Raw genomic sequence first — 12,350 nt, 5'->3', positions numbered from 1 at the left:
TGTGGTGCTGTGGTGCTCTGGACCTGTGGGCCGGTGGGCCTGTCGTTGGTCACCAGCCTAAAGGGGGGATGTGACAGGCACCGCGCCGGTGGAGCTGACAGACTGTGGGCGACCACACGACATGGGCGGACGGGAGGCCAGAGCGGTGGCGGAAACAACCGGGACCCCGGCGGAGATCGAGGCGCGCATCGCCAGGCGGCGGGAGGATCTCGCCGCGACCCTGGACGAGATCGCCATCCGGGTTCACCCCAAGACCATCGCGGGCGACGCCCGCGCCCTGGCCGTGGAGACCGTGGACCGCGCGGCAAGCCGGGCGTTCGCCACCGTCAGCCGCGGCCTGGACGGCGTGCGCGGCCAGTTCGTCTCGCCGGAGGGCGGGCCGCGCCTGGAGCGGGTCGTCCCCGTGGCGCTGGTGGCGGCCGCCGCCGTCGGCGTGCTGGTCGCCTCCTCCCGCCGCCGTCGCCGCTAGACCGGTCGCTGGCCAGGCCACCCCGCTTCTGAGATACGGTCGTCCCGTGAGTTCCCATCCCACCCACGACAAGCTGCCCATCCGGATGCTGCACGACCGGGTGCTGGTCAGGGCCGACACCGCCGAGGGCGAGCGCCGCTCGTCCGGCGGCATCGTGATCCCGGCGACGGCTCAGGTGGGCCGCCGCCTCGACTGGGCCGAGGTCGTGGCCGTCGGGCAGAACGTGCGCACCGTCGAGCCCGGCGACCGCGTGCTGTACGACCCCGAGGACCGCGCAGAGGTCGAGGTCCGCGGGGTGTCTTACGTGCTGATGCGGGAGCGCGACCTGCACGCCGTGGCCGCCGAGCGGCTCCAGGGCACCGACGACTCGACGGGGCTGTACCTCTAGCCCTCCGCCCTCCAGCGCCGCGTCGGCCGAGGGGCCAAGGCTTGCCCGACAAGGAGCGGCGTCCGCGGCACTAGGCTCCCGCCCGCCCGTCCTCCCGCCACGGGGCTCCGCCCGCCCACCCGCCACCGGCGCCAGGGGTGGGGGAGTCCGGGAAGAACGGCGGGGTGGGGGCGTTGGCGTCCGCCTCGGGCGGCTCGGGCGGCGCGACCGGCTGTCTCGTCTCCGGCTCTCTCGTCTCCGGCTCTCTCGTTTCCGGCGATATCGCCGGGCCGCTCGGAGGGGTGCGCGGGGGAGCGGAGAACGACGGCGGAGGGCTGAAGGGCAGCTCCGGCGTGTCCGTCGCCTCGGGCGTGTCCGCGGGCGGCGGTGATGACGGCGGCGAGGGCACGGGCGCCGACCCCGAGGGCCCCGGCTCCGGGCCCGACCCGGGCGTCGAAGGCGAGGGCGACGAGGACGAGGGCGACGGCGAGGGCGAGGGCGTACCCTCCCGCTCGGAGCGGGCCGAGGCCGGAGTGGAGCTCTCCGGCCGCCGCCGATCCCGATCCCCCTCCCCTTCCCCCTCCCGGCCCTCGCGGCTCCGGGCCTCGGGGGCGTCCAGCTGGAAGCCCTTCACCGGCAGGCCGACCAGCGCCCGCGCCGTGTACTGCCCCCAGATCCGCGCCGGGAAGCCGCCGCCGTTGATCCGCTCGTGGCCCGCCGCCCCGTACAGCGCCCGCTGCGCGCCCGTGGCCGGGTCCTGGCCGAAGACGGCGACGACGGTGGCCAGTTCGGGGGTGTACCCGGCGAACCACGCCGCCCGGTCCTCCTCCGCCGTGCCCGTCTTGCCCGCCGCCGGGCGGCCCGCCGAGCGCGCCTCCATGCCCGTGCCCCGGTCCACCACGCCCCGCAGCACCGCCGTCGTGCCGTCCGCCGCCCGCCGCGAGATCACGCGCTCGGCGCGCGGCTCGGGCAGCGGCAGCTCCCGGCCGTGCAGGGTGACCTTCTCCACGAGCACCGCCGGGTGGCGTACGCCGTGGGAGGCGAGCGTGGCGTACGCCTGCGCGAGGTCCAGCGTGCTCGGCGTGGCCGTGCCCAGCGCGATCGAGCCCTTGGCGGCGTCCAGGCCGGGGGTGTCGTCCGGGATGCCCAGCGCCACCGCCGTGTCCCTCACGCGCGCCGGGCCCACGTCCGCGCCGAGCTGCGCGAAGACGGCGTTGACCGAATCGTCCATCGCCTCCGCGACGGTGATCTCGCCGAAGTCCTTCTCGCCCTCGTTCTCCGGCGACCAGCCCGTGCCGCGCCCGCCGCGGCCCACCACCTCGCGCCCGCTGTCGCCGTCGTAGAGCGTGTCGGGGCCGACGCGCTTCCCCTCCCGCGTCCGGGCGCCGTGTTCGAGCGCCGCCGCGTAGACGAAGGGCTTGAAGGTGGAGGCCGCCTGGTAGTCGCGGCGGGTGGCGTTGTTGACGAACTGCTCGGTGTAGCCCCAGCCGCCGTACATCGCCACCACCCGGCCGGTGTCCGCCTCCACCGAGCTCGCCCCGGCCCTGACGTAGCCGTCCGCCTCCCGCAGCCCCGGGGCGAGGGAGGACCGCAGCTGCTCCTCCACGGCCTTGACCAGCGCCTGCTGCCGCACCGGCTCGAAGGTGGTGGTGATCTTCAGGCCGCCGGCCGCCAGCAGCCGCTCGTCGACCACGCCGGTGCTCAGCAGGTACTCGCGGGCCGCCTCGACGAGGTAGCCGCGCTGGCCCGACAGGTCGTCGGCGGGGCGCGGCGGCAGCGGCTCGGGGAAGCGGAGCGCGTCGCGCCGCGCCTGGCCGAGCCAGCCCTCGGAGACCATGCCGTCCAGGACGTACTCCCAACGCGCCACCGCCGCCGCGCGGTTGCCGCTGCCGGCGTACACGTCGTACACGCTGGGCGCGGCCAGCAGCGCGGCGAGGTAGGCGCCCTCGGCGGTGGTCAGCTCCTCGGCGTCCTTGCCGTAGTACGCCTGGGCGGCGGCCTGGACGCCGTACGCGTCGCGCCCGAAGTAGCTGGTGTTGAGGTAGCCGGCGAGGATCTCGTCCTTGCTGGCCTCCTGGCCGAGCTTGACCGCGATGAACAGCTCCTTCACCTTCCGGGTGATGGTCTGCTCCTGGTCGAGGTAGTAGTTCTTGACGTACTGCTGCGTGATCGTCGAGCCGGACTGGGTGCCGCCGCCGCGCAGCATGTTCCAGGCGGCGCGGGCCATGGCGGTCAGGTCCACCTCGGGGGAGTCGTAGAAGTCGCGGTCCTCGGCGGCCAGCACGGCCTGCCGCACGGGGACGGGCACCCGGTCCAGCGGGATGATCTCGCGGTTGACCTCACCGACGCGGGCGAGCTGCGAGCCGTCGGCGTAGAGGTAGACGTTGTTCTGCGCGGCGGCGATGGCCTTCGGCTGTGGGATTTCCACCAGCAGGTACCCGGCGAGCACCGCGCCGGCCGACACCACCGCGCCCACGACCGACCCGGCCAGCGCCATCCGCCAGGTCGGCAGGAAACGCCGCCAGCCCGTCCGGCGGGGGCGCGGCACTCCGGCGCTCTTCGAGGGCCAGCCGGGCCAGCGCGGCAGCGCGGACCTGAGGCGCTTCAGGCCGCGCGTCCGGCCGCGGGCGGGTGGGTGAGAGGGGGGTGTGTCGGTCATGCGGTCCGTCCCGTACGAGAAGTACGGAAACGACCTTGCAGGACGCGGCGAGCCGGGACCACCACGGAGCACCGGCGGTGGCCCGGCAGTCCCCCGAACGGCCGTAGCCCGGAGGCGGGCGAACGCCGGCGCCGCGCGCCCCTGGGCACGGGGCCCGGGGCACGCGGTCCGGGGCCCGGGCCCGGGGGCGAAGCGCTACAGCGCGGAGAGGTCCACGGCGTCCGCCATCGCGCGCTGGCCCGCCTCGTTGGGGTGCAGCGCGTCGCCCGAGTCGTACGCCGCCAGCAGGCGGTCCGGGCGCGCCGGGTCGCGCAGCGCGGCGTCGATGTCGATCACCGCGTCGAAGACGCCGCCCGCGCGGATCAGCTCGTTCGCCTCGCGCCGCGTCGCGTCCAGCTCCGCCACGTCCCCCTTGACGCCCGCGCGCCCGAGGAAGGGCGAGATCGTGCAGCCGACCACCCGCAGCCCCGCCGCCCGCGACCGGTCCGCCAGCTCCCGCATGCCGTCGACCAGCTCCTCGGCGTCGGTCTCGTGCGGCCGCTTCAGGATGTCGTTGATGCCCAGCTGCAGCACCACCGTGCGCGCGCCCGCCTGCGCGAACACGTCCGGCTCCAGGCGCGCCAGCCCGGCCGGCCCGTTGAACGCCCGTTCCGGGGAGGCGTCGCGCAGCAGCCGGTTGCCGCTGATGCCGAGGTTCAGCACGGCGAGTGGCCGGCCGGGCCGTTCCTGGCGCAGCCGGGCGGCGAGGCGGTCGGTCCAGCGCCGGGACGTCCCCGCCTCGGCGGGCAGCGCGTCGGTCAGCGAGTCGCCCAGCACCACCACCGCGCCCCCGGCGACCGCGCCGCCCGGACCCGGCGCCGGGCCCCGCACGTGCACCGCCGTGAGGTAACGCCAGCGCGCCGAGGCCTCGGCGTACGCCGCGCCCGAGACGGCCGCGGCCAGGTCGCCGTCCGCGACGTAGCTGCCCTGCTGCGCGACGTGGTGGTACGTCACCGGGCCCGACGGCTGCGGGGCGTACGCCGTGACCGCCAGCGCGGCCGCCGCCGGGACGTCGAGGCGCACGGGGTCGCTCAGCGCCGCCTCGCCCGCCGGTACCGTCACGGCCTCGCGGCCCGTGAAGGTCAGCACCCGCACCGTGCCCTCCCGCAGCCCGGGGCCGCCGCCCGGCAGGGCCAGGGCCAGCGTGACGCTGGTGAAGGTGACCGGCAGGGTGCCGTAAACGTTCGACAGCTCCACCCGCGCGCCGGAGCCACCGACCGAGGCGCGCACCACGTTCCGCACCGAGCGGCCGGCCATGCCCTCCTCGGTGCCGGGCTCCGCGCCCGTGGGGGCCGCCGCCCAGGTCGCGACCCACCCGTCGTCGCTCGCGTGCAGCACCGGCGTCGTCGGCGCGCCCGCCACCAGCGCCAGCACCAGGCCCAGCACGATCGCCGCCGAGCCGGACAGCAGCCGGACGCCCAGGCGGTCGCCGTGCCGCCGTATGCCGGCCCCGCCCGCCTCGCCCGCCTCGCCCACGGGCACATGGTCCCACGCGGCCGGAAGGGACAATGCAGGAGGGAGAACGGGGAACGGGGAAACGGGATGGAGCCCATGGACCTCAGGACCGGGACCGGGACAGGGACCGCGACGGCGGCCGCGAGCGCGAGCGCCCACGCGAGCGGCCACCTCAGCGAGAGCGACGCCGCCAAGCAGCGCGGGCTGCGCCGCATGAAGGGCGTGGCCACTGGCCTGCTGCTCGCCGTGACCGCCGGATACGCCCTCGCGACCTGGGCGGAACGCTCCGGCGCGGGCGCGTGGGCCGGCTACCTCGCCGCGGCGTTCGAGGCCGGGATGGTCGGCGCGCTGGCCGACTGGTTCGCCGTCACCGCCCTCTTCCGCCACCCCCTCGGCCTGCGCATCCCGCACACCGCGATCATCCCCACCAAGAAGGACCAACTCGGCCAGTCCCTCGGCGACTTCGTCGGCGAGAACTTCCTGTCCGCCCAGGTCGTGCGCGACAAGCTGCGCTCGGCCGCCCTCGCCCACCGCCTCGGCGGCTGGCTCTCCCAGCCCGGGAACGCCGACCGCGTCACCGGCGAGCTGGCCTCGGTGGTGCGCGGCGGCCTGGCCGTGCTGCGCGACACCGACGTGCAGGCGGTCATGGGGGAGGCCATCACCCGCCGGGCCCACGCCCAGGAGATCTCGCCCGGCCTCGGCCGCCTGCTGGAGAAGACGATCGCCGACGACGGCCACCGGCGCCTGGTCGACCTGCTGTGCGCCCACTCCCGCGACTGGCTGGAGCGGCACCGCGACACCGTGCTGAAGGCCATCGAGGACGGCGCCCCGGGCTGGACGCCCCGCTTCGTGGACCGCAGGGTCGGCGACCGCGTCTACCGCGAACTGCTGCGCTTCGTCACCGAGATGCGCGACTCCCCGGGCCACCCGGCGCGCGGCGCGCTCGACCGGCTGCTGGCCGACTTCGCGCGGCGGCTCCAGCACGACCCGGAGACCAGGGCGAAGGTGGAGAGCCTGAAGGGGGAGCTGCTGGACCGCCCGGAGGTGCAGGAGGTCATCGCCTCCGCCTGGGCGGCGTTGCGCGCCATGATCCTGACCGCCGCCGAGGACGACCGCAGCGCGCTGCGCCTGCGCGCCCGCGCCTCGCTCCTGACCCTGGGCCGCCGCCTGACGACCGACGAGCGCCTCGGCGCCAAGCTCGACGGCTGGGTCACCGACGCCACCCTCCACGTCGTCACCGGCTACCGGACGCAGATCACCTCGCTCATCACCGACACCGTCGCTGCCTGGGACGCCCCCACCACCTCCCGTAAGATCGAGCTCCACATCGGCCGCGATCTCCAGTTCATCCGCCTCAACGGCACGATCATCGGCGCCCTGGCGGGCCTGGCGATCCACGCCGCAACACGGCTGCTCGGCGGCTGACGGGACCGATAGCATGGCTGGCGCACAGGGCGGCCGTGATGGAACTGGCAGTCATGCTGGGTTTAGGTCCCAGTGGGCGAAAGCCCGTGAGGGTTCGAATCCCTCCGGCCGCACTCATCTCCTCGGCGTCACCTCAGCGTCACGTCAGCGCGGCGATCTCGTCGAGCGCCGACACCAGGTGCGGGGCGACCTCGCGGTGGCTCCAGGCGATGCGCTCCGGGCCGTAGGCGCGGGGGTGCACCTCGATCAGCATGATCAGGTCGAGGTACGCCCGGTAGAGGGCCAGGCGCACGCGCGCGGCGTCGTCGAACGCCGTGGTGCCGCCGCCGTCGGCGTAGCCCGCGAGCAGGTCGGGGTCGTCCTCGGGGCCGCCGAGGAGGTTGAGGGAGGCGAACTCGGCCAGCGGGTCGCCCCAGAACATGCGCTCGCCGTCGATGAGGGCGGATATCCGGCCTCCCGAGAGCAGGATGTTGCCCTGCCACAGGTCGAAGTGGACGAGAGCGGGGGCGGTGACCTCATCGAGGGCGGGCGCGGCGGCGTCGGCGAGGGCGCGCACGCGGTCGAGCGGGACGGGCAGGGTGGCGGCGTAGCGGTCGGCGTCGGCGAGGACGGCGTCCAGGATGGCGGTGAACGCCCCGCGCCAGCCCTGCTCGGGGGGCGCGGGCGCGGCCGGGTAGCCGAAGTGCGGGCCGGTCACGGCGTTCAGCAGGGCGGTGAGGCGGCCGAGTTCGCGGCGCAGCCGGGGCCGGTCGGCCTCGGCGGGCGGGGCCTCGTGCCAGGGGGCGCCGGGGCACTCGGTCATCAGCAGGTAGTCGCCGCCGGGGTCGGCGTAGACGACCTCGGGAACGGGCACCCCGGCCTCCTTGGCCGCCAGCCGGTAGAAGATGGCCTCGCCGGCCAGCAGCTCCTTCTCGTAGCTCATGGCGGGGGTGGCGGGGTCCGGCGGCACCTTCAGCAGCAGGCCGCCGGGCGTGACGCGGTAGAGGGTGTTGTAGGTGCCGCCCGGCAGCTCCTCGTACGCGCGGCCGGGCGCGGGCGGGACGCCGGCGTCGGCGAGGATCCGGTCGAGGGCGGCGTGATCGAGCTGGCGTTTGGTCACCGGGACAGTGTGCTACGGGAGTGGTTAAGGGGGCAGGGGTAGCGTGTAGCGGTACGCCTGGTGATCAGGCGTACCTGACGTGCCACTCCGAATCGAATCCTGCGGAGGATCGACCATGGCAACCACCCGCATCGCGACCACCAACTGGGAAGGCTCCCTCATGGAGGGCGCGGGCAACGTCTCCCTGGACTCGTCCGGGGTCGGGAAGTTCGACGTGTCCTGGCCCTCGCGGGCCGAGGAGCCCAACGGGCGGACCAGCCCCGAGGAACTGATCGCCGCCGCGCACTCCTCCTGTTTCTCGATGGCGCTCTCGCACGGGCTGTCCGGTGCCGGGACCCCGCCGGAGTCGGTGCAGACCCAGGCGGCCGTCACCTTCCAGCCGGGGGAGGGCATCACCGGCATCGCGCTGAGCGTCAAGGCGCGGGTGCCCGGGATCTCGGCGGAGGACTTCCAGGCGGCGGCGAACACGGCGAAGGAGAACTGCCCGGTGAGCAAGGCGCTCGCCGGGGCGCCCATCACGCTGGAGGCCGAACTGCTCGCCTGAGCCCCTGCGCTGAGCGTTGACCCGTCCCGGTGGCGGGGTCCAGGTCCGCCTGGGCCTCGCCACCGCGCGTTGACGCCTCGGAGGCCGAGGCATGTCAACGGAGCCGGTCGCGGGCCACCCTGGTGAGCTGAGCGGTCAGAGCGAGAGCGACAGCAGCGCGGGCGCGGCCCGCCGGTTGAGGGCCTCGGCCGCCCGGCGCAGCCGGTGGGCCTGGTCGACGGGGAGCGACAGCGCCAGGCAGCCCACGGTCGAGCCGGCCGTCAGCGGCACGGCCGCGCACAGCGTGCCCACGGCGTACTCCTGGAGGTCCAGCACCGGCATGGTGGCCGGCTGCCGGTCCAGCGCGCTGAGCAGCACCCGCTGGTCGGTGATGGTGCGGGAGGTGAGCCGGGCCGCCCGGTGGCGCGAGAGGTGGTCGCACCGGCCCTCGTGGTCGAGCTGGCTGAGCAGGCACTTGCCGACGGCCGTGGCGTGCGCGGCGGCCCGGAAGTCGACCCACTCGTTGACGGTCGGCAGCTCCGGCGTGGCCGAGGTGTGCGTCACCGCGAGCTCGCCGTCGACGTACCGGGCGAGGTAGACGGCGGCGCCCAACGCCTCGCGCAGGCTGTCGAGCACCCGCTGGAGGCGCATCTCGCGCAGCCGCCGCCGGTCGCGCAAGCCACCACCCCCGCCCAGCGTCAGCAGCGTCTCGCCCGCCACCAGGGCGCCGTCGGGCAGGTCGGCCACGTACCCCTCGCGGCGCAGCAGCGGCAGCAGCCGCGCCACCTGGGCGGGCGCCATGCCGACGGCCCCGGCCAGCTCCTCGGGCGTGATGCCGTCGGGCCGGCCGGCGACGGCCTCCAGCAGCCGGAGCGAGGCGCCCACGGCCTGGGCCGGGGCGTCGGACGCACGCGGCACGCCAGAGGTGCCAGGGGTGTCAGAGGTGTCAGAGGTGATGGCCACGGCGGCCTCCTCGCCGGAGCGCTCCTTCGGACGGGCGGACCCGATCCAGCGTAGCGAGGAACGCCCTGCCGGGGCGCGGAATCCGGCCTCCCCGGCAGGGCGTTGACGCGTGCGGCGACCCGCACGTCACAGCACGGTGCTGAGGAACTCCCTCGTGCGCTCGTGCTCCGGGTCGCTGAAGATCTTGTCCGGCGGCCCGGACTCCACGATCTTCCCCCGGTCGAACATCAGCACCGCGTCCGAGATGTCCCGCGCGAACGTCATCTCGTGGGTGACGACGAGCATCGTGATGTCCGTGGTGTGCGCGATGTCCCGCAGCACGTCCAGCACGCCCGCGACCAGCTCGGGGTCGAGGGCGGAGGTCACCTCGTCCAGCAGCAGCACCTGCGGGCGCATGGCGAGGGCGCGCGCGATGGCGACCCGCTGCTGCTGCCCGCCGGAGAGCTGGCTGGGGTACTTGTCCAGGTGCTCGGTCAGGCCGACCAGCTCGATCAGCTCCCTGGCCCGCGCCTCCGCCTCGTCCTTCGACAGGCCCAGCACGTGGACCGGGGCCTCGGTGACGTTGCGCAGCACCCGCATGTTCGGGAAGAGGTTGAAGTGCTGGAAGACCATCCCGATCTTCTTGCGCACCTCGCGGACGTGCCGCTCGCCGGCGTTGACGAGCTTGCCGCCCCGCTCCTCGTGGGTGAGGTAGTCGCCGTCGACCTTGATGGTGCCCTCGTCGGGCTTCACCAGCGTCATCAGCAGCCGCAGGATCGTCGTCTTGCCCGAGCCCGAGGGGCCGATGAGGGTGACGTGCTTGCCCGTGTCGACGCTGAAGTCGAGCTGGTCGAGCACGGTCATGTCGCCGAACCGCTTGGTCACCTTCTCGAAGCGGACCAGCTCCGTGCCGCTGGCGCGCGTGTTGTTCCCGTTGCCTCTGTCGTTCCCGCCGGGCGCCGCGTCGTTGGTCGTGTCCATGGCGTTTCCTTCTCGTCCTTCTCGGTTCTCAGGTTGTGCGGGCAAGGCGGCGCTCCAGGAGTCGGATCAGCAGGGACGCCGGGTAGGCGATGACGAGGAAGGCGACGCCGACCACCGTGTACGCCTCGGAGGTGAAGGTGGTGTTGCTGTAGCTCTCGGCCTCGCCGAGCATGTCCAGCGCCCCGATCACCGCGATCATGGGCGAGTCCTTCAGCATCGCGATCACGTAGTTGCCGAGCGCCGGGGTCACGCGGCGGATGGCCTGCGGCAGGATCACCGCGGTCCAGGTGCGCACGCGCGGCAGGCTCAGGGCCGTGGCGGCCTCCCACTGCCCCACCGGAACGCCGCCGATCCCGGCGCGGTAGACCTCCGCGGTGTACGTCGAGTAGTGCAGGCCGAGGCCCACGATCCCCGTGGTCAGCGGGGACCAGGAGAAGGCCGAGCCCCACGAGGGGACGACGTAGAAGAGGAAGAACAGCTGCACCAGCAGCGGGGTGTTGCGGATGAACTCGGTGAGGAAGTTCACCGGCCAGCGGATCCACACGTAGGGCGAGCGCTGTGCCAGCGCCCACACCAGGCCGAGCGAGAAGGCCAGGAGACTGCCCAGCACCAGCGCTTGGAGGGTGACCTTCAGCCCGTCCCAGAAGTACGGCATGAAGTCGTCGACGACCTGCCAGTCCCAGTTCACTTGGCGCCTCCCGTCGTCACGGTGGTGGCTCCCGTGGTGCCCTCACCGGCGCTGGTGCGCAGCGAGAGGGCGCGCCAGAAGCCGCCCGGGGGCGGGGCCTGGCCCACACCCGCCTTGGCGTGCCGCTCCAGCAGGCGCATGCCCCGGGTGAGGATGAACGCGAAGACGAAGTAGAGCACCAGGAGCAGGGTGTAGATGGGGGCGCTGTCGTTGGTGGCGAGCCGCTGGATGTTCCCGGCGAACGTCATGTCGGCCACCGCGATCGTGGAGAGCAGCGCGGTCCCCTTCATCAGCTCGATCAGCAGATTGTTGAAGGGCGGGATCATCTCCGGCCACGCCTGCGGGATCTCGATGCGGCGCAGCCGCTGGAAACGGGTGAAGCCCAGGGCGATCCCCGCCTCGCGCTGTGCCACCGGCACCGCCGCGAGGGCGCCGCGCACCACCTCGGAGCCGTAGGCGCCGTAGGTCAGGCCCAACGCCAGCACCCCGGCGAACAGCGGCCTGAACTGCCACTGGAAGATCAGCGGTACCGCGAAGACCATCCAGATCATCAGAACCAGCGCGGACATGCCGCGGAATACCTCGAAATAAACGCCGGACAGAAAGCGCACGATCCAGAGTCTGGAGGTGCGGAGCGTCCCGATGATGAACGCCACCACCACGCCGAGCATCGCGCTGTAGAGGGTCGCCTGGATCGTGATCCAGATGCCCGGCAGGAAGTAGCTCTCAAAAATTCCTTGACTCATAGCCGGCAGAGCTCCTCGGTGGTGAGATCCTGGCCGGTCTCGGGGTTCTGGGGCATCTCCGCCCTCGTGAATCCGAAGGGCTCCACGATATCCAGGAGTTCGCGGAAGTCGTTCCGCTTCAGCTTGGCCAGCTCCTCATTGAACTTGTCGCGGAGGTTCGCCTCCGTCAGCCGGAATGCGAAGCCGCCCGCGCCGTAGGAGGGCTCTCCGCCCGCCTCGAAGGGGAACGGATCGGTCGCCTCCACGCGGTTGTTGCCCGCCACCGCGCCCTTGACGGTGACGTTGGTCCCCACGAAGGCGGCCACCCGGCCCTGCGCCACGGCGTCGAGGCCCGCCACCTGGTCCGGCAGCTCCAGGATGTTGCCCGGCTTCACGCCCGCGTTCATGGCGAAGCCGATCTCGGCGTACGCCTGACCGGTGGCCATTTTCAGGCCCTTCTCCGCGATGACCTCGTAGCTGGTGATTCCCTCGGGATTCCCCGCGCGCACGATGGCCGAGTCGAGCATCAGGTAATCGGGCTCGGAAAAAAGGACCTGCGCACACCGGTCGGCGTTGATGTACATCCCGGCGGAGACCACGTCGAACAACTGGGCCTTAAGCCCGGGGATCAGCGCGCTGAAGTCCACAGGCACCGCCTCGATGTTCTCAACGCCGAGTCGCTCGAAGATGACCCTGGCGATCTCGGGAGCCTCACCGGTCGCCTCGCCGTCCTCGTCGATATAGCCGAAGGGCGGCTCGCTCGCGATGCCCAGCTTCACCGTGCCGCTGTCCCGCAGCCGCGCCAGGAGATCGCCGCCCTCCACCTCCCCCTCGGCGGCCACCCTGCTGCACCCGGCCGCACCGAGGACACCCAAGGCCCCCAGTCCGGACAGCAACGAACGGCGAGAGACCCCTCTTCCCCTCGTAGCCGAAATAATTCTCTCTGATGGAGTCATGGGCGCGCGGCTACCCAGAAGC

Annotated in this window: 12 protein-coding genes and 1 tRNA gene; 5 read left to right on the top strand and 8 right to left on the bottom strand. The window is 73.3% G+C overall.

Features of this window, described 5'->3' with window-relative positions; genetic code table 11:
• Positions 1-121 precede the first annotated feature (121 nt).
• Together ACTWQH_RS21545 and ACTWQH_RS21540 are read left to right on the top strand one after the other, a co-directional pair.
• The gene (locus ACTWQH_RS21545; protein WP_443288303.1) at positions 122-469 is read left to right on the top strand and encodes a DUF3618 domain-containing protein; all 348 of its coding nucleotides are present in this window, start codon (positions 122-124) and stop codon (positions 467-469) included.
• Positions 470-554: 85 nt separating this feature from the next.
• Positions 555-857 carry a GroES family chaperonin gene (locus tag ACTWQH_RS21540; protein WP_443288346.1) on the top strand — a complete coding sequence of 101 codons (303 nt, stop codon included), beginning with the start codon at positions 555-557 and terminating at the stop codon, positions 855-857.
• Positions 858-927: 70 nt separating this feature from the next.
• Here ACTWQH_RS21540 and ACTWQH_RS21535 read toward each other — a convergent pair whose 3' ends face one another.
• Positions 928-3,495 (bottom strand): transglycosylase domain-containing protein, encoded by a 2,568-nt coding sequence (locus ACTWQH_RS21535; RefSeq protein ID WP_443288302.1) that lies wholly within the window; start codon positions 3,493-3,495, stop codon positions 928-930.
• A 195-nt stretch (positions 3,496-3,690) separates the two neighbouring features.
• Positions 3,691-5,010: an SGNH/GDSL hydrolase family protein gene (locus ACTWQH_RS21530; protein ID WP_443288301.1), complete on the bottom strand. Its 1,320-nt coding sequence runs from the start codon at positions 5,008-5,010 to the stop codon at positions 3,691-3,693.
• Positions 5,011-5,076: 66 nt separating this feature from the next.
• On the opposite strand from ACTWQH_RS21530, the gene ACTWQH_RS21525 reads away from it, so the two are divergent.
• Positions 5,077-6,414 carry a DUF445 domain-containing protein gene (locus ACTWQH_RS21525; protein WP_443288300.1) on the top strand — a complete coding sequence of 446 codons (1,338 nt, stop codon included), beginning with the start codon at positions 5,077-5,079 and terminating at the stop codon, positions 6,412-6,414.
• 29 nt (positions 6,415-6,443) lie between these two features.
• Positions 6,444-6,527: transfer RNA gene (locus ACTWQH_RS21520), tRNA-Leu, on the top strand.
• A 26-nt stretch (positions 6,528-6,553) separates the two neighbouring features.
• Here the strand turns inward: ACTWQH_RS21520 and ACTWQH_RS21515 are convergent.
• Entirely contained in the window at positions 6,554-7,513 is a 960-nt protein-coding gene (locus ACTWQH_RS21515) for a phosphotransferase family protein (protein WP_443288299.1), read from the bottom strand.
• Between the two features lie 115 nt (positions 7,514-7,628).
• Here ACTWQH_RS21515 and ACTWQH_RS21510 point away from each other — a divergent pair, with 115 nt between their 5' ends.
• On the top strand, positions 7,629-8,057 hold the full coding sequence (locus ACTWQH_RS21510) for an OsmC family protein (protein ID WP_443288298.1): 429 nt from the start codon (positions 7,629-7,631) through the stop codon (positions 8,055-8,057).
• 135 nt (positions 8,058-8,192) lie between these two features.
• Here the strand turns inward: ACTWQH_RS21510 and ACTWQH_RS21505 are convergent, their stop codons facing one another.
• From ACTWQH_RS21505 to ehuB, 5 genes are all read right to left on the bottom strand, one after another.
• Complete coding sequence (locus tag ACTWQH_RS21505; protein ID WP_443288345.1) at positions 8,193-8,993, bottom strand: IclR family transcriptional regulator domain-containing protein; 801 nt, start codon at positions 8,991-8,993, stop codon at positions 8,193-8,195.
• Between the two features lie 132 nt (positions 8,994-9,125).
• On the bottom strand, positions 9,126-9,959 hold the full coding sequence (ehuA, locus tag ACTWQH_RS21500) for an ectoine/hydroxyectoine ABC transporter ATP-binding protein EhuA (protein WP_443288297.1): 834 nt from the start codon (positions 9,957-9,959) through the stop codon (positions 9,126-9,128).
• Between the two features lie 28 nt (positions 9,960-9,987).
• Entirely contained in the window at positions 9,988-10,647 is a 660-nt protein-coding gene (gene ehuD, locus ACTWQH_RS21495; protein WP_443288296.1) for an ectoine/hydroxyectoine ABC transporter permease subunit EhuD, read from the bottom strand.
• Positions 10,644-11,393, bottom strand: a complete 750-nt coding sequence (ehuC, locus tag ACTWQH_RS21490; RefSeq protein ID WP_443288295.1) for an ectoine/hydroxyectoine ABC transporter permease subunit EhuC — start codon at positions 11,391-11,393, stop codon at positions 10,644-10,646. The genes ehuD and ehuC overlap by 4 nt, the downstream gene beginning before the upstream one ends.
• A complete protein-coding gene (ehuB, locus tag ACTWQH_RS21485; protein ID WP_443288344.1) occupies positions 11,390-12,328 on the bottom strand; it encodes an ectoine/hydroxyectoine ABC transporter substrate-binding protein EhuB in 939 nt (312 codons plus the stop codon). Before ehuB ends, ehuC begins: the two co-directional genes overlap by 4 nt.
• Between the last annotated feature and the right edge of the window lie 22 nt (positions 12,329-12,350).

It is taken from the genome of Streptomyces sp. 6N223 (assembly GCF_052246635.1).
In the GTDB taxonomy this organism is placed as follows: domain Bacteria; phylum Actinomycetota; class Actinomycetes; order Streptomycetales; family Streptomycetaceae; genus Streptomyces.
This window is presented reverse-complemented; position numbering and strand designations above follow the sequence as displayed.

Excerpts from the sequence above, each read along its gene's own strand:
- ACTWQH_RS21540 (WP_443288346.1), top strand. The coding sequence starts at position 555 with ATGCTGCACGACCGGGTGCTGGTCAGGGCCGACACCGCCGAGGGCGAG.
- ACTWQH_RS21510 (WP_443288298.1), top strand. The coding sequence starts at position 7,629 with ATGGCAACCACCCGCATCGCGACCACCAACTGGGAAGGCTCCCTCATG.
- ACTWQH_RS21545 (WP_443288303.1), top strand. The coding sequence starts at position 122 with ATGGGCGGACGGGAGGCCAGAGCGGTGGCGGAAACAACCGGGACCCCG.
- ACTWQH_RS21535 (WP_443288302.1), bottom strand. The coding sequence starts at position 3,495 with ATGACCGACACACCCCCCTCTCACCCACCCGCCCGCGGCCGGACGCGC.
- ehuB (WP_443288344.1), bottom strand. The coding sequence starts at position 12,328 with ATGACTCCATCAGAGAGAATTATTTCGGCTACGAGGGGAAGAGGGGTC.
- ehuC (WP_443288295.1), bottom strand. The coding sequence starts at position 11,393 with ATGAGTCAAGGAATTTTTGAGAGCTACTTCCTGCCGGGCATCTGGATC.
- ehuA (WP_443288297.1), bottom strand. The coding sequence starts at position 9,959 with ATGGACACGACCAACGACGCGGCGCCCGGCGGGAACGACAGAGGCAAC.
- ACTWQH_RS21525 (WP_443288300.1), top strand. The coding sequence starts at position 5,077 with ATGGAGCCCATGGACCTCAGGACCGGGACCGGGACAGGGACCGCGACG.